Source organism: Rhizobium esperanzae (assembly GCF_014197615.1).
Taxonomy (GTDB): Bacteria; Pseudomonadota; Alphaproteobacteria; order Rhizobiales; family Rhizobiaceae; genus Rhizobium; species Rhizobium esperanzae_A.
Genome location: NZ_JACIFY010000039.1, coordinates 1 through 14,991 on the forward strand (window position 1 = coordinate 1; position 14,991 = coordinate 14,991).

18 protein-coding genes, 1 tRNA gene and 1 pseudogene are annotated in these 14,991 nt (G+C 60.9%); 14 read left to right on the plus strand and 6 right to left on the minus strand.

Features of this window, described 5'->3' with window-relative positions:
* Positions 1 to 246 precede the first annotated feature (246 nt).
* The 4 genes from GGD57_RS28730 (at position 247) to GGD57_RS28745 (ending at position 3,800) form a co-directional block, all read left to right on the plus strand.
* On the plus strand, positions 247 to 1,767 hold the full coding sequence (locus GGD57_RS28730; RefSeq protein ID WP_184473556.1) for an ATP-binding protein: 1,521 nt from the start codon (positions 247 to 249) through the stop codon (positions 1,765 to 1,767).
* 123 nt (positions 1,768 to 1,890) lie between these two features.
* Positions 1,891 to 1,967: transfer RNA gene (locus GGD57_RS28735), tRNA-Arg, on the plus strand.
* Between the two features lie 100 nt (positions 1,968 to 2,067).
* The gene (locus GGD57_RS28740; RefSeq protein ID WP_184473557.1) at positions 2,068 to 2,691 is read left to right on the plus strand and encodes a DUF6538 domain-containing protein; all 624 of its coding nucleotides are present in this window, start codon (positions 2,068 to 2,070) and stop codon (positions 2,689 to 2,691) included.
* A 173-nt stretch (positions 2,692 to 2,864) separates the two neighbouring features.
* Positions 2,865 to 3,800, plus strand: coding sequence for an STM4504/CBY_0614 family protein (locus GGD57_RS28745; RefSeq protein ID WP_184473558.1), 936 nt, complete (start codon positions 2,865 to 2,867; stop codon positions 3,798 to 3,800).
* Positions 3,801 to 3,940: 140 nt separating this feature from the next.
* Here GGD57_RS28745 and GGD57_RS28750 read toward each other — a convergent pair whose 3' ends face one another.
* The 3 genes from GGD57_RS28750 to GGD57_RS28760 form a co-directional block, all read right to left on the minus strand.
* Positions 3,941 to 4,663: a hypothetical protein gene (locus GGD57_RS28750; protein WP_184473559.1), complete on the minus strand. Its 723-nt coding sequence runs from the start codon at positions 4,661 to 4,663 to the stop codon at positions 3,941 to 3,943.
* 337 nt (positions 4,664 to 5,000) lie between these two features.
* Positions 5,001 to 5,426, minus strand: coding sequence for a hypothetical protein (locus GGD57_RS28755; protein WP_184473560.1), 426 nt, complete (start codon positions 5,424 to 5,426; stop codon positions 5,001 to 5,003).
* 188 nt (positions 5,427 to 5,614) lie between these two features.
* Positions 5,615 to 5,860 (minus strand): DUF982 domain-containing protein, encoded by a 246-nt coding sequence (locus GGD57_RS28760; RefSeq protein WP_184473561.1) that lies wholly within the window; start codon positions 5,858 to 5,860, stop codon positions 5,615 to 5,617.
* Between the two features lie 335 nt (positions 5,861 to 6,195).
* Between GGD57_RS28760 and GGD57_RS28765 the strand changes: the two genes are divergently transcribed.
* Complete coding sequence (locus tag GGD57_RS28765) at positions 6,196 to 6,492, plus strand: hypothetical protein (RefSeq protein ID WP_184473562.1); 297 nt, start codon at positions 6,196 to 6,198, stop codon at positions 6,490 to 6,492.
* 36 nt (positions 6,493 to 6,528) lie between these two features.
* Here GGD57_RS28765 and GGD57_RS28770 read toward each other — a convergent pair whose 3' ends face one another.
* The gene (locus GGD57_RS28770; RefSeq protein WP_184473563.1) at positions 6,529 to 7,404 is read right to left on the minus strand and encodes a LysR substrate-binding domain-containing protein; all 876 of its coding nucleotides are present in this window, start codon (positions 7,402 to 7,404) and stop codon (positions 6,529 to 6,531) included.
* A 114-nt stretch (positions 7,405 to 7,518) separates the two neighbouring features.
* On the opposite strand from GGD57_RS28770, the gene GGD57_RS28775 reads away from it, so the two are divergent.
* Positions 7,519 to 8,223: an SDR family oxidoreductase gene (locus GGD57_RS28775; RefSeq protein WP_184473564.1), complete on the plus strand. Its 705-nt coding sequence runs from the start codon at positions 7,519 to 7,521 to the stop codon at positions 8,221 to 8,223.
* 7 nt (positions 8,224 to 8,230) lie between these two features.
* The gene (locus GGD57_RS28780) at positions 8,231 to 8,839 is read left to right on the plus strand and encodes a pyridoxamine 5'-phosphate oxidase family protein (protein ID WP_184473565.1); all 609 of its coding nucleotides are present in this window, start codon (positions 8,231 to 8,233) and stop codon (positions 8,837 to 8,839) included.
* 104 nt (positions 8,840 to 8,943) lie between these two features.
* On the opposite strand, the gene GGD57_RS28785 is transcribed toward GGD57_RS28780, so the two are convergent.
* Entirely contained in the window at positions 8,944 to 9,381 is a 438-nt protein-coding gene (locus GGD57_RS28785) for a hypothetical protein (RefSeq protein WP_184473566.1), read from the minus strand.
* A 259-nt stretch (positions 9,382 to 9,640) separates the two neighbouring features.
* Here GGD57_RS28785 and GGD57_RS28790 point away from each other — a divergent pair.
* The 6 genes and pseudogenes from GGD57_RS28790 to GGD57_RS28815 all read left to right on the plus strand — a co-directional run bounded on the left by GGD57_RS28790 (position 9,641) and on the right by GGD57_RS28815 (position 13,574).
* A pseudogene (locus GGD57_RS28790) lies at positions 9,641 to 10,226 on the plus strand (hypothetical protein).
* Positions 10,227 to 10,527: 301 nt separating this feature from the next.
* Positions 10,528 to 10,848, plus strand: a complete 321-nt coding sequence (locus tag GGD57_RS28795; RefSeq protein ID WP_184473567.1) for a hypothetical protein — start codon at positions 10,528 to 10,530, stop codon at positions 10,846 to 10,848.
* Positions 10,849 to 11,039: 191 nt separating this feature from the next.
* Complete coding sequence (locus GGD57_RS28800; protein ID WP_184473568.1) at positions 11,040 to 11,411, plus strand: cell surface protein; 372 nt, start codon at positions 11,040 to 11,042, stop codon at positions 11,409 to 11,411.
* 155 nt (positions 11,412 to 11,566) lie between these two features.
* On the plus strand, positions 11,567 to 11,860 hold the full coding sequence (locus GGD57_RS28805) for a hypothetical protein (protein WP_184473569.1): 294 nt from the start codon (positions 11,567 to 11,569) through the stop codon (positions 11,858 to 11,860).
* A gap of 387 nt (positions 11,861 to 12,247) precedes the next feature.
* Positions 12,248 to 12,919 (plus strand): class I SAM-dependent methyltransferase, encoded by a 672-nt coding sequence (locus tag GGD57_RS28810; RefSeq protein WP_184473570.1) that lies wholly within the window; start codon positions 12,248 to 12,250, stop codon positions 12,917 to 12,919.
* A gap of 19 nt (positions 12,920 to 12,938) precedes the next feature.
* Entirely contained in the window at positions 12,939 to 13,574 is a 636-nt protein-coding gene (locus tag GGD57_RS28815) for a TetR family transcriptional regulator (RefSeq protein ID WP_184473571.1), read from the plus strand.
* A gap of 97 nt (positions 13,575 to 13,671) precedes the next feature.
* On the opposite strand, the gene GGD57_RS29435 is transcribed toward GGD57_RS28815, so the two are convergent.
* The gene (locus GGD57_RS29435) at positions 13,672 to 13,806 is read right to left on the minus strand and encodes a hypothetical protein (protein ID WP_281423784.1); all 135 of its coding nucleotides are present in this window, start codon (positions 13,804 to 13,806) and stop codon (positions 13,672 to 13,674) included.
* A 39-nt stretch (positions 13,807 to 13,845) separates the two neighbouring features.
* On the opposite strand from GGD57_RS29435, the gene GGD57_RS28820 reads away from it, so the two are divergent.
* Positions 13,846 to 14,727, plus strand: a complete 882-nt coding sequence (locus GGD57_RS28820) for an aldo/keto reductase (RefSeq protein WP_184473572.1) — start codon at positions 13,846 to 13,848, stop codon at positions 14,725 to 14,727.
* The last annotated feature ends 264 nt before the right edge of the window (positions 14,728 to 14,991 follow it).

Genomic DNA, 14,991 nt, shown 5'->3' on the forward strand with positions numbered 1-14,991 from the left:
CCGCTCGACAAGCCCATCGCAAGCAAAATGCGCAGAGCAAACTGGAACAAAGAATTCTTCTTCCAGCTCTTTGCTCATATGCGATAGCCCTGCCCTTGTGGGGAGGGGTTGGGGAGGGGTTTGGTGGTATGTTTTCTTGTGGCGACGTGACGCTGATCGCAAAGATTTGAAAGCGGAGCCTTTTGGTCTAATATAAAGCTCCAACGGTGAGGGCGGCTGAAGGGCTGCCGATCGGGCGAGACGAGAATGCCGGTTCAAGATCAGGGCGACAATCCTTCGGCGGAAATCCCCGCGGCCGGTGAGGCCGCAAGGGCGCGGTGCCCGTCCGCCGGCATGTTCGGCGGCCTGTCGGGCAAGCTGCTCTGGCTCACCGTCGTCTTCATCATGCTCGCCGAAATCCTGATTTTCTTCCCCTCGGTCGCCAGCATGCGCATCCGCTGGCTGCAGGAGAGGCTGAACACGGCCGCCGCCGCCGCCATCGTCATCGATGGGCTGCAGCCGGTCGAGCTGCCGCGGGCGCTGCAGAAGGAGACGCTGGAAGCAACCGGCACCAAGGCGATCGTGCTGCGCAAGGACGGCACCTCGCGGCTGCTGGCGACGACCGACATGCCGACCTCCGTCGACGAAGCCTATGATCTCACCGACGTGCCGCCGGTCACGGCGATCCGCGATGCGCTCGACACCTTGATCTTCGGCGGCGGCAGGATGATCCGCGTCTACGGCCCCGTCGGCGACACCAATACCGGCGTCGAGGTGGTGATGCGGGACCGGCAGCTGCGCACGGCGATGTTTGCCTATTCCCGTAACGTCCTGCTGCTGTCGGTGCTGATCTCGCTCTTCACCGCGACTCTGATCTTCTTTGCGATCAACCGCATCCTGATCGGCCCGATCCGCCGGCTGACCGGCAGCATGCAGCAATTCTCTTCCGATCCCGAAAATCCCGCCCATGTCTATATCGGCGATGGCGGCCGCGACGAACTGGCGGTCGCCGGCCGCAACCTCACCTCGATGCAGATGGAGCTGCAGAAGACGCTGAAGCAGCAGAAGAACCTCGCCGCTCTCGGCCTCGCCGTCTCCAAGATCAATCACGACATGCGCAATATCCTGGCCTCGGCCCAGCTGATGTCGGACCGGCTGGTCGATGTCGACGACCCGATGGTGAAAAGCTTCGCCCCGAAGCTGCTGCGCACCATCGACCGCGCCGTCGGCTATACCACCGAGGTGCTGTCCTACGGCAAGGCGAGCGAATCGGCGCCGCGCCGCCGCCATATCCTGCTTTTGGAACTCACCCAGGACGTCAAGGACATGCTGGCGATCGATCCGCAAAGCGGCATCGAATTCACCGAGCAGATCGGCGCCGATCTCAAGGTCGATGCCGATGGCGAGCAGCTGTTCCGCGTTATCCACAATCTCTGCCGCAATGCGCTGCAGGCGCTGACCGCGCCGGGCGAGGGCGCCCCAGGCGCTGTCCGGCGCATCACCGTCGCCGCCCAGCGCGTCGGCAGCGTCGTCAGCATCACGGTGGATGATACCGGCCCCGGCATGCCGTTGAAGGCGCGCCAGAACCTCTTTGCCGCCTTCCGCGGCTCCGCCCGCTCCGGCGGCACCGGCCTCGGCCTGACGATCGCCCGCGAGCTGGTGCTTGCCCATGGCGGCACGATCGCGCTGGTGGAAAAACCGACTGTGGGAACGCAGTTCCGCATCGAGATCCCCGATCGCCCGGTTTCGCTGGAGGATTATCGCAGCCGGACGCATATCGAGAAGTGACCGGATTTCAGGCGCGCGCGGCCGCAAATTTTTAAACGCGCGATTTTTTCAGAAATGCTCTTGCATTGTCCCGAAGGACCCTTTAGAGGATCGCCCACGCAAGCGGCACCGCCGCAGTTGCACGCACCCGTAGCTCAGCTGGATAGAGCACCAGACTACGAATCTGGGGGTCAGGAGTTCGAATCTCTTCGGGTGCGCCATTTTTTCCTGATGTATTGAAGCTGAAAAGAATCTGGGGTTTCAGGACCTTAGCGAGAGCCGCCTAGTACGCGATGGAATCGCACATGGGCGGGACACTCGATGGCCGGGCTCAGCTATATGCAGAGACGGACTTCAGGCATCTACGAGTTTCGAAAGCGGCTTCCTCAGGAGCTAGCCGGAAAGCCAGCGCCGAAGAACCCTCCCGCTGCCCTCTCAGAACTCATCAATCCCGACACCGGACGCTTCAAGCGAGAGCTTACGGTCTCCCTCAAGACCACCAACTTTGCCGATGCCAAGCGCAAAGACATGAGGGAGGCTCTGAGGGTCACGGACCTTTTCGCCTTGGCCTCGCGATACCAGAGAGGGGAAGTAAGTGGCGAGCTGGTCTCACTTCTGCGCCTGCCATCAGTTGAGGAGATCGAAGCCGATATCATCGCCGCCTTGCTCAAGGAGGACGAGACCGAAAGGGAGCAGGGCGACGCGCGGCGCTACATGCAAACCCCTGAGGAGCGTGCCCAGTGGCCGGACCTCCTAGACCCCGGCTTCGGCCAGCTCGGGATGGCAGAAGGGCACCTTGAGGCCAAGCAAGACTGGATTGAGACCCTCTCGAAGGAATACCGCTCAGCCTACGCCAGCCGCAACCCCGACATCGTGAGGGCGGAACTTGATTGGCGCGATGATTCTGGCGGAAGGTTTTGCCCGCGAATGGAGGCCCTATCATAGAAATGACTGGTGCGATGAGGGAGTATAACAAAGACCGAAACGACGGTTAGGTACTTTGTGAAGGGGCGGCAAGAGATTCGTTTGTCCTGTCAATCGACATATACGTTGATAGACGCCAGCGCCCGGATGTGGCCGAATGTTCCACAATCCAGCGACCGAGAAAGGCGATTCGAATGGCCGTGTATGAGTTGTACTCAAAGAGGCAGCAGCGCCTTAGCGATGCCGAGCCAGACGTTTATCGATATGACGTTATACCGCAGAAGCTGCGCGTCCAGATCATTCACATCCTCGACAAAGCTTTGGGAAGTAGGGAGGATATCTATAGTAGTAGTGGCCAAGTAGAACATACATATAGTCTAGTCGTGTCGACGATACGGCAGGAGCTTGGCGTGTTTATTCTGCCGCCTTCAAACCGAGAAGGGAACCCTTATACGGAATTACGAGATTTTTTCCTTGGTGCCGCAAAGGCCGAGACTTGCCTAGATGTAGTCGAGCTCGCGTTCCGAGCTATTGATCGCCTAACCCGCACGATCGACTATATGAACAGGCGTGGCTATGACGAGCGGGCCGATGAGGCGATTGAGGACCTCAATATCAGGTTCAAAGAGAATGCGGTCGGTTATCAATACATCGATGGGGAAATCGTCCGGGTAGACTCGGAGTTGATACATGCGGAGGCCGTGAAGCCTGCCCTACGTCTCTTGAATACTAAGGAATATGCTGGCCCGCATCAGGAGTTCCTGAGTGCCTACGAGCACTATCGCGAGGGCAAGAACAAGGAGGCTCTGAACGACTGCCTCAAGGCATTCGAGAGCACGATGAAGGCGATCTGTGATAAGCGCGGGTGGACCTACAAGCCGGGAGATACGGCCAAGGCACTAATCGACGTCATCTACTCGGAAGGCCTTGTGCCAGCATTTTGGCAGAACCAGTTCGCTTCTCTTCGGGGTCTTCTGGAAAGCAGCATTCCCACAGGCCGGAACAAACAGAGCGGCCACGGGCAGGGATCGACCCCCACTACCGTCCCCGACCATTTGACCGCCTACATGCTGCACATGACGGCCTCGACCCTCGTCTTCCTCACCAAGGCGGAGCAGAGCCTTCCTTGAGGGGAAAGCGGGGGAGGGGTGTGGTCTTGTTCGGTCATTTGGGTCCCATCCAGGGCGGTACGGGGGGAAGCCGCTGCACGCTGGCACGTCGGTGACCTCTCGCATGAGAGACCCCTTTTGTAGTCGGCGGGAGCCCACTGCTAGAACGGTATATCGTCATCCGTTAGCACTAAGCGCGAGCCCTTTAACGGGACTACCGGCCCTGCAATCAGCTTTGGTTTCGGCGGGCCTTCAAGTCGCAGTATCTCCGCATCTTCACTCTCCTTGTCGACGCCAATCAGGTGGGTGATGGTCGAAATGGCGTTGGGGGCGTCAGCAAGGAAGGCGGTTCCGCCACCGACCATGGCACCGATTGAAGCCAGCACGGCCAGCGATACGCCAAACCTTAGGCGTTCCTTGTGCAGCTCATTACGAAACTCTTCAATTCTTCCCAGCAGCCGAAGCTTCTTGTCTTCCGAGAGCGTGCTCTCCGCGACCGAAGTTTTGAGCTTCGTAAGTTGATCCTCAATGAGACCTTTCGTCCTGTTGGCAAGCTTTACGGAAAGCGCGTCACGGCCCGAAGAGTTGCGCAGCCTAATCTTTGCGGTCACCCCCGTGGTAATCCTAATGAACTCCTGGAGGTCGTCCGATACGCTATCGAAGTTGTTGATGTATTGGACGCCGTCAATGCCCAGCTCCTCAGCCGCCGCCGTGACGATTGTCATGTACTGTGTCCGTACCAAGGAATCAAAAGTTTGAGAGGTCTCGTGCGAGATAATCTCCATCATGTTCCTGCGGCAGATCTTTTCCAGCGCAGCAAACCTCTTCTCCGGCTCAGGTGGGAGCGTGTCGTAGTCATCGTCAGTGATGAGTTCATAGTCCATGCTGTGCTAAACGCTCCCGCCATATCGACTCAATTGTTGAGCACCGATTTTACACCAGCGCGCAGTTGCAGAACAGCGAGGCAGCTACTTGCACCGTATCCTCTTGGGTGGTACACATGTCGCCAATGGGCGGCATCTAGCTAATTGTTTTTGAATGGCTTTTAGGGTCGTGTGGCGTTTTTCTTCGGGTGCGCCATTTCCCTTTTCATCAGCTTTAGTTCAGCTTGGTTCCTGAAGGGTAACGTCATCTGACGTGTCCTCTGATGCCGTGCGCAACTGAACCAGCCTTGCCGCGACGGCCCCTCCAGTCTGTGCCCCAAGGCAGCGAAGCGAAAAACTATTGCTCGTCCGGATGGTCTTTCTCGTAGGCTTCCCTTTCTTCCTTCCCGTACAAGGCTGAGTAATAGCCGCTGCAAACCAGGTAGGAACACTCATCCGGGTTGCCCGTTTGCCATCCCGGTTGGCAGAGGACGACGCGATGGAATTTGGCGTTGCAAAGGCCGTGGTTTGCCAAGAGCCGCGGATCGTTTCCGAAATACGCGCTTACGGCGTCCGCGCGGGTCCATGCCGGAACGATCTTCCAATCGGCAGCACCGCCCTCAGCGCTCACATTGCCGGTCGCACAGAAGGACCAATTCGAGATCACCACCGGCTGATCGCAGGAAAAAGCCTGGACGGCGCTTCCCAGCAGGATCGAAATCAATGCCAGCAGCCGCTGGCCATAGACCATCGCGCCCTTCTTCTTCACGCTGATATCTCGCATCTCTGCCTCCGCCGCGCGCAACTGCCCGTGACCATCCGATGGGGCCAGGTGATATAAGAAATGAACCAAGATTATTTTCCTAGTTCATGGAATGTTCTTACGTTAGATCGCGCGGCGTTGCAACCATGGAATGTTGAATGCCGAACAATATTGTGGCGATTGGCGATGGGTGCATGGGCCGCCCGGCCCTACTCCTTGATCGGGATGCCGGCTTCGATTGCCGCTTCGATAAAGGCCTGCCGCGCCTCTTCCCGGGTTCGTTTGCCCGACATCACGTCCGCGCAAACCGCGCATGCCCGATCCAAAGCCGGACCTTCTTCCGTCGGCCAGTCTTCGACCAGTGCCCATGTCGCGGCCTGGGTCGTCTGGATCACCACCCACTGATCCGGCCCCTCAAGGGCGAGCGTCACCGGCTTCTTCCAAATGGTTTGCATAATCTCAGGATCTCCGCTGCGTGCTCTCTGCCGCTCACATAGGGCAATTCACCCGGCGTGGCGAGAGATGGTGTGAGCGAGATGCGCGATGCATGGAGAGAAGGCGGCAGGGCGAATGAATTTGGCATTATGCATCAAGCACCCCGAAAGTGGCCGTCGCGGGTTGCATTCGTTTACGAGCTCCGGACGTTTAGGGGGGCGAAGCGGATTTGCCGCCTTGAGTTTGGATATCGGCATTTTCGCAAGTGCCGCGAGATGCCATCTCGAATGATGGGGCCGATATTCGGATAGACAGGGGCCGGAGAGACGCTGCATGCCCACGCTGGAGTGAACGGATGAACGATATCTTGGCCTGCCCCTCGTGCGGATTGGATAAAACAGAAGCGATCGTCCACGGCGGCTCGTACATTCTGCGATGCGCCGCCTGCGGCGAAGCGATCGTCGCGACGTCCTTCCTGGCGATCTCCGACTTGGATCATCCGTTTTCAGCCTTTGCCGATCCGGGTCCCGGCAAACGTCCCAGGCCGGAGACGCTGATTGCGCGCGGGCCGCTGCGGCAGATCTCACCGACAATCAGCGCTGCGGCGCGTGAGGGAACGCGGGTTCTTCTGATCCCCGAAGGCACGCCATAGCCTCTTCTCTTTATGTATGTCCCGTACTGCTTTGCGTCAGCCGCCCGACAGCCGCGCCACGCACCAATGCCAAACCGCATCGACCGCCTTTCGCGGCGATGACGAGCGTTTGCGGATCAGGAAATAGTCGGGTTCGATCGTCGTCGTCGCATCCGTCACCTGCACCAGCCGCCCGGCCTCGAGATCGGCCGCGACGAACGCCCGGCATGCCAGGGCGACGCCCTGGCCGGCCAGTGCGGCATCCAGCGCCAGCGTCGTGTGGTTGAAGACGGCGCCCGGCAGCTTCTCGCGCGATTGCAGCACAAGCGGCCAGGGACTGACGGTGTCGTGCAGCAGCGGCAGCGTGCGAAGTGCGGCGGCCGTCAGCGGCAGGGTCAGGCCCCTGACCAGATGCGGGCTGGCGACGGCGACGAGTTCCTGACGGAACAGCAGCCTTGCCTCCAGGGAAGCCGGAAAAGGCTGGCGCGTCAGCCGCACCGCAATGTCCACCTGATCGCGATCGAAATCGGACAGCGCCTCGGTGGCGACCGTTCGCAGTTCCACGTCGGGAAGGGCCGCCTTGAGCTCGGCGAGGCGCGGGATCAACAGCTTGGCGGCGACGGTCGGGGTGACGCTGATCGTCACCGCGTCCGGCCGCGCGAGCAGCCGCCCCGTCGCCTCGCCGAGCGTATCGAAGGCGCGGCTTACGTCGGAAAGATAGGCAGCACCCTGCGGGGTCAGGGCCAGGCCGCGCGGGAGGCGCTGAAACAGCATCAGGCCGAGTTGATCTTCCAGCGCGCGCACCTGCTGCGCCACCGCTCCCTGCGAGACGCCGAGTTCCTCGGCGGCGGCGCGGAAATTCAACCGGCGGCCCGAAACCTCGAAGGCGCGAAGGGCGTTCAGCGGCGGCAGCCTGCGGCGAGGTTGGACCATTGGTTTCTCCGAGTAATCCAGTAGATTTTCTACAGTCTGACACGTTTCTTTCTGACGCGAAAGTCGGCGCTGTCTCTGGCATACTGCTGCACAATTCAACGATTGGAGGCTCCGATGCCGAACGAAAAAGTCGCTCTCATCACCGCAGGCGGTTCCGGCATGGGTGCCGCCGCAGCAAGGAAACTGGCCGAGGATGGCTATCGCATTGCCGTGCTCTCCTCCTCGGGCAAGGGCGAAGCGCTCGCCAAGGAATTGGGCGGTGTCGGCGTCACCGGCTCGAACCTGGTGAACGAGGATGTGAAGCGGCTCGTCGATCTGGCGATGGAGAAATGGGGACGGATTGACGCGCTGGTCAATTCCGCCGGCCACGGCCCGCGCGCGCCGATCCTCGAAATATCGGATGAGGACTGGCACAAGGGCTTGGAGGTTTATTTCCTCAGCGCCGTGCGGCCGATCCGGCTGGTCGCGCCGATCATGGAGGCGCAAGGGGGCGGTGCCATCGTCAACATCTCGACGGCATGGGCCTTCGAGCCTTCGGCGATGTTCCCGACTTCGGCGTTTGCCAGGGCGGGGCTCGCAAGCTTCACCAAGATCTTCGCCGATACTTATGCGGCCAAGAACATCCGCATGAACAACGTCCTGCCCGGCTGGATCGACAGCCTGCCGGCCACCGACGAACGGCGCAACAGCGTGCCGATGGGCCGCTACGGCACGGCCGAGGAAATCGCGGCGACGGTTGCCTTCCTGCTCTCCGAAGGTGCCGGCTACATCACCGGCCAGAACATCCGGGTCGATGGCGGCATCACCCGTTCCGTCTGAGCGCGCCATGGGGACGGAGCATGAAGGCGTGCCGTTGAACCTTGCCGATATAGACGCTTCGGCATGGCGAGAGCTGGAGGCGGCGGCGTCAAACCCGCAATCGGGTTTCCGGTTCTTGAACCTCTGCTCCGTCGATGCGGCGGCGAGACCACAGGCGCGTATGGTGGTCTTGCGGCGCGCCGACCGGTCGTTACGGCTTCTGGAATTTCACACCGATATGCGCAGCCAGAAATGGCTTGAGCTTTCGGCAAATCCTTATGCGGCGGTGCTCGGCCTCTCGGCGCAGACTCAGCTGCAGTTACGGCTGCAGGGAACGGTCGAACGCCATGCCGCCGGCAGTACTCAGGCCAACGCCGCCTGGGACAGGCTCTCCGCCTGGACGCGGATGACCTATGCCGGCGGTCCGCCCGGCGACGAGGTTGCCTTCGACGCGATCGACGGGGCGGCTCTGCCGAAGCCTGCGGATGAGGCCGAGGGAAAGCCGCATTTCGGCCTGCTGATCTTTCGTGCCCGGGCGTTGGACTGGTTCCAGCTGCGCCGGCAGGACAATCGAAGGGCGCTGCTGACCTATGACGAGACGGGCGCTCTTGCCGCCGGCCGATGGGTCAATCCATGACAGGGATCGGTGGCGCGCTTACGGGCGCAGCCGCACGACAATCGAAGCTCCGGGAGCCCGCAACTCCAATTCCTCCCCATCCATTCCCGCCAGGACAATGCGGTTTAATGTTTTTTCAAACGGTCTTGCGTTTCTTTCTTCGCGAACACGGATGAGTAATAGCCACTGCAAATCAGATATGAGCACTCATCCGGGTTGCCCATTTCCCATCCCGGCAGGCAGAGGACGACGCGCTGGAACTTGGCATTGCAAAGTCCATGGTTTGCCAAGAGCCGAGGCTCGTTTTCGAAATGCGCGCTTATGGTTTTCTGACGAGTCCACTCAGGCACAGCTTTCCAATCAGCGTCGCCGCCCTCATCGCTCACATTGGCGATCGCGCAGAGCGACCAATTGGAGATCTTGATCGGCTGATCGCAGGGAAAGGCCTGGACGGCGCTTGCCAGCAAGATCGAGAACAAGGCCAGCAATCGCTTGCCGCAAACCACCGCACTCTTTTCCCGCATGCCGATCATTCGCGCCGTCTCCTGCCGCGTGTCATTCATCCCTGGCAATATCCTAGCAGGAAGATGCCGGTGACATAAGATCAAAACTAAGAATATTTTCCTATGTCATGGGTCATTCTTGCGCTAGCTTGTCTGCAATTGCAACCATGGAATGCCGAATGCCGAGCAAATTTTTCCCTATCGGCGAGGTGGTCGCCCGGACGAGCCTGGGCCGTTGCCCGCTTTGCGAACAGAATTGCCAGTCGCGCAGCGCAGGCAGATTGCCGAAAGGTCGGCTGGCAACAGGGGCGAGGGGCTGATGGTGGAATTCAACCCTCGTGACAAGAGCCGAACCAGTGCCGGCAAGACGCGGGCGATGGTGCGCAAGCATACCGCTCCGCCCGGCGGGAGCGATGACGGCAGCCTTCGCTGGCAGTGGTTGACGATCCAGCTGCTGGAATCGCCGGCTTTCACGACATTGAGCCCCAATGCCTGCCGCGCTTTCTTCCGCATCGTCATCGAGCACACCTCGCATGCGGCACTGGAGAACGGCAAGCTTGTCGTGACGCATCCGCAATTCGTGTCCTACGGCGTCACCGGCGAATATGTCGCCGATGCGCTCGACGAGCTGGAATATAAGGGGCTCATCAAGGTGGCCCGCGGCCGGGCCGGCAGCGGGGTCGCCCATCCCAACCGGTTCACGCTGACATTTGTCGACGATCATGAAGGCGCGCCGGCCACCGACGAGTGGAAGCGGTGTACGGCCGAAAACTGCCGGAAGTGGTCCGAGACCGACCGTAAGCTTGCCGCCGACAAGCGCGGGCGCCTCGGCAGGAAGAAAAACGCCGCTTCGGAATCCCGAAATACTGCCGCTTCGGGATTCCGAAATCCGCCGCGCTTCCTGAGGGGCGAGCTTGAAAAAATATGAAAGGATTTCAATGCCGCAGCCAATTTCGGGATTCCGAACTGCTATATAGAGTTGGTGGGAGCTGGCCAACGAAGGCACTTCGCCACGATCAGAAACTCCGTCTCCCCCGATCCTTCCGGCCGAAGTCGTGCGAAGAGCAGGCATTCGCTCTTGTCCTTCCGCATGTCGTCATCCAGGAATCGCTGCACAGGCCCGAGCGACGTGCATTAGTTTCGCGCAACCTTGCTGATGTACCCGCAGGTCTGATGATCTCAGAGGCGGTTCGGCCGGAGGAATGCATGACGGTGGGAATTTTTCGGGTTTCGGCGATCCTGGCGATGGTGACGGCGCTGGCCGGCTGCATCGACCACGCCAATGATCCGGTGCTGCTGGCGATCGGCGTGCCGGTCAATCCGCCCGCCGTTGCGCACAGCATCTGCATGACCGACGGCAACGCCATGTATGACGAGGCGAGGAAGCAGTATCAGCTGCGCGCCCAACTGACCGGTTATGCCAATGCTGATGAGCTGCAGGCGGAAACGACGGCACGCGCCGCCGCTCACCGGCAATATGTCGCCTGCCTCTCCGGCCAGGGCTACCGGACATTATACGCGAATTGAGAACAGAGAATTCAGCTTTTCGCCCAAGCGCCGTTTGTCCCCTTCTGCCGATCGCGACTTTTCACGTTTTTTGGCGATTTGGTCACGCCGGATCGCTTGCAATCACAAGTTCCGGAAGTTGCGTGCGAGCGCGGAACTCCGCGGCCGGGAAAGGCATTTTCGTCAGGTAAATCCACGAAGGAGGGTTTATCATGAAGATGTTCAGACTTGCCCCTTCCACCGCCACGCTGAGCGGCCTTCTCGCCCTGGCGTCGATCGTTCCCGCGCAGGCAGCCGCCGTCCAGATGGTTCGGCCGCCCGATGTCGCGGCCGAAAATATAGTGCAATTTAAACCACATGCCGGGATCTGGCATGGCTATCAAGGCTTTCGAACCGAGCGCCCCGGCACCCGCCGCCATTCCGATGGTTACTGGTATCCGCTTGCCGCCTTCGGCGTCGAATCCGGCACAACGGGCTCCATCGTCCGCCAGCCGGTGAACAGACCTGCAGCTCCGGAAATGTGCAACCCCACGTTTTCAGGATCGATCGGCCCCGGCAGTATGCCTTGCGATAACGGCTATTGAGCCGGCAAATGAAAAGGCGGCGACGAGCCGCCTTTTTCTCGATTATGGCCCCCGCTCACATGTCTGTGATCCCTGCTTTCGGGCCGTAGTTTGTGACAGATCGCCTTCCTAGTTGCGGGGTGTAAATTCCCTCAAATCCTCCCAAGGAGACGATCATGACCCCCACTTTCAAGACCGGCCTGATGGCCGCCGCACTCAGTGCAATGCTCGGCCTCTCGGCCTTTTCTGCCGCGGCAGCTCCCCTCCAGTCGAGCGCGACAGAGCAGGGTGCGGCCATGCGCCCGGTTGCGCAGCAGGAAACCAAGCATGACAGACGCACCACCGGTTCGATCGGCGAGCGCGCCGAAAGCACGGGCTCGACACGCTATATGACGAACCCGAAGAAGCCGCTGAACATGGATTGCAAACTCGGCTTCAACCCGACGAGCAGCTCCGCCTGCAATTACTGAGGACGTCTGCGGCGTCTGATCTGTATCAAAGGCTGCCCCTCACCCTAACCCTCTCCCCGTTTTGACGGGGCGAGGGGACGTGCTACACGAGGCGCTTGCGGGGGACCGAGAGGGTGCGGCCTATCTGCCTTCCCCCGCGAGCGGGGAGGTGCCGGCAGGCGGATGGGCCGGCGCCGAGGTCATATTTTTAACCGGCCTGGCTTGGGAGAAGTCAAGATATTGCATCAAGTGCAAAAATGCACTAAGTACAGAATTACACAAACTGTGGATGATGCTGATGCGAAAAGCCGCAGTGGAGAGCAATTGACGTATCTGCCTTGGAATTGCCATGCTCGCCGCGATGGTCGCTTTTTATAATCAATCGAATTTCAGACAGGTGGGATAATCATGACCGCAAAGGCTGCATGCGCCGATTTCCTGCATTTTTTCCGCTCCTGGATCAGCAACCCGCTTCGGGTCGCGGCCATTGCGCCCTCGGGCGATTCGCTGGCCAGGATCATGACCAGTGAAATTGCCGCGCTCGACGGGCCGATCATCGAGCTCGGTCCCGGCACCGGCGTCTTTACCCGGGCACTGCTGGCCCGGGGCGTCAGCGAGGCGGATCTGACCCTGATCGAATATGGCCCGGAGTTCATCGCGGCGCTGCAGGCGCGTTTCCCGAGCGCGCGCGTGTTGCAGATGGATGCGGCCCAACTCGCTGAGGCGGGCATTTTCGAGGGCGAGCCGGTCGGCGCTGTCGTCAGCGGCCTGCCGCTTTTGTCGATGTCGCCGGCCAAGATCGCCGCGATCGTGGCCGGAGCCTTCGCCTATATCAGGCCGGGTGGCGCCGTCTATCAATTCACCTATGGGCCGCGCTGCCCGGTGCCGCGGCCGATCCTCGAGCGTCTCGGCCTGGAGGCGGTGCGCATCGGCGGCACCGTGCGCAACCTGCCGCCGGCCTCCGTCTACCGGATTTCGCGCCGTGAGCCGCTGGATTTGTCGCGCGAGCGTTTCAACTATCGTGAGAGCGACGCCGAACTCGACGATGTCGCCGCCCTTTCCAGGGAAACCGGCGGCTGAACGATGATGCCGGGCGGGAATGGCTGAGAGCAAGCGGGGGCAAGAGACCGAAGGCCGGCGGGAGCGCAAGCGGCGGCAGACGCGCGAGCGCATCGAGCAGGCGGCGATGACCCTCTTTCTCCAGCGCGGTTTCGAGGCCACCACCATCGAGGACATCACCGAGGCGGCCGACGTCTCCAAGCGCAGTTTCTTCGATTATTTCCCCTCCAAGGAAGAGGTGGTTTTTGCCTGGCAGGATAGTTTCGCCGATCGGCTGATGGCGGAGATCGCCGCAAGGCCGGCCGAAGAGCCCTCCATCGCGGCAGTCGAGGCGGCGATCACCGCAACCGTCATCGCCTCTATCGACGAACGTGGCCTGGCGCTCGCCGAACTCATCCATCGCACGCCGGCGCTGAAGGCCCGCGACCAGCTGAAATATGCCAGGCTCGAACAGGCGCTCGCCGAGGCGCTGCTGCTGCGCACGGGAAATGCTCCGGCAGAGCGCTCGCGCATGCGCGTCCTTGCCGCCGTCGTCATCGGCGCGCTGCGTGTCGGCGGTGAAGTCTGGCGAGAGCGCCCGCCGGGCGCCTCGCTGCAGGATTTCGCCCGGGAGATCCTCGCCGAGCTCTGGAGCATCCTGGCGGAATTCGGCGATGAGGCCAAGACCAGGCTTTGACGGCCTTGCCTGAGCCGCGCTGTCGATGTTTTCGGCGCCGTCACTGTTATCCCGGCGGTGCCGTCCTATATGTGCAAGCGTCGCAGCGGCCGCATTCTCATCCATCACCGCGATAGGCGGACACGCCGGGCATCGCTTCGATCAGGGCAGACATTTCGAACTCGAAGGCATCTCCAAAAGCCTCGGCATCCATGCCGCGGCCGGTAGAGCGGGCGGCTTCCGACCGTTCCACCGACTTTGACCGATCTCATTGACCAAGAGAGGAAAAACCATGTCCAGTCACAACGCAGCCAAGTCAGGCACCTTCAAGATCGGCGGCGAGATCGAGATCAACCGTCTCGGCTTCGGCGCCATGCGCGTCACCGGCAAGGGTATCTGGGGCGAGCCCGACGATCACGCCGAATCGATCCGGACGCTGAAGCGCCTGCCGGAGCTCGGCGTCAATTTCATCGATACGGCCGATTCCTACGGTCCCGATATCTCCGAATGGCTGATCAAGGAAGCGCTGCATCCCTATGGCGGCAAATCCGTCGTCGCCACCAAGGGCGGCCTGACCCGCCATGGCCCCGATATCTGGCTGCCCGTCGGCCGCCCGGAATATCTGATCCAGCAGGCCCATAAGAGCCTGCGCAATCTCGGCCTCGAGCAGATCGATCTCTGGCAGCTGCATCGCATCGATCCGAAGGTGCCGGCCAAGGAACAGTTCGACGCGATCAAGTCGCTGCTCGATGCCGGTCTGATCCGCCATGCCGGCCTGAGCGAAGTGTCGGTTGCCGACATCGAGGCGGCGTCGAAGCACTTCAAGGTCGCCACCGTCCAGAACCGCTACAACCTCGTCGACCGCACCAGCGAGGACGTGCTCGACTATTGCGCCAAGCACAATATCGGTTTCATCCCCTGGTATCCGCTGGCTGCCGGCGACCTCGCCAAGCCAGGCTCGCTGCTCGATACCATCGCCAAAAAGCACAACGCCGCCCCGAGCCAGATCGCGCTCGCCTGGGTGCTGAAGCGCAGCCCGGTCATGCTGCCGATCCCCGGCACCTCGAAGGTCAAACACCTCGAGGAAAACGTCGCGGCGGTGGAGATCACACTCTCGGATGCGGAATTCTCGGCGCTGGACGCCGAGGGCCGGAAGCTCTTCAAGGCGGCTTGAGGGGCGAACGCAAGCTTGCGGCTGCTCCTGTGGTCTGTGTGCAAAGAAAGACCCCTCCCCAACCCCTCCCCACAAGGGGGAGGGGCTTGGATGCCGCGCTGACGCCATCCTTTTCACCGTCTCATCCGCAGAAGCGTTGATGTTGTTGTGGGACGGTGCCACGCATAGCCCCTCCCCCTTGTGGGCAGGGCTATCGCATATGAGCAAAGAGCTGGAAGAAGAATTCTTTGTTCCAGTTTGCTCTGCGCATTTTGCTTGCGATGG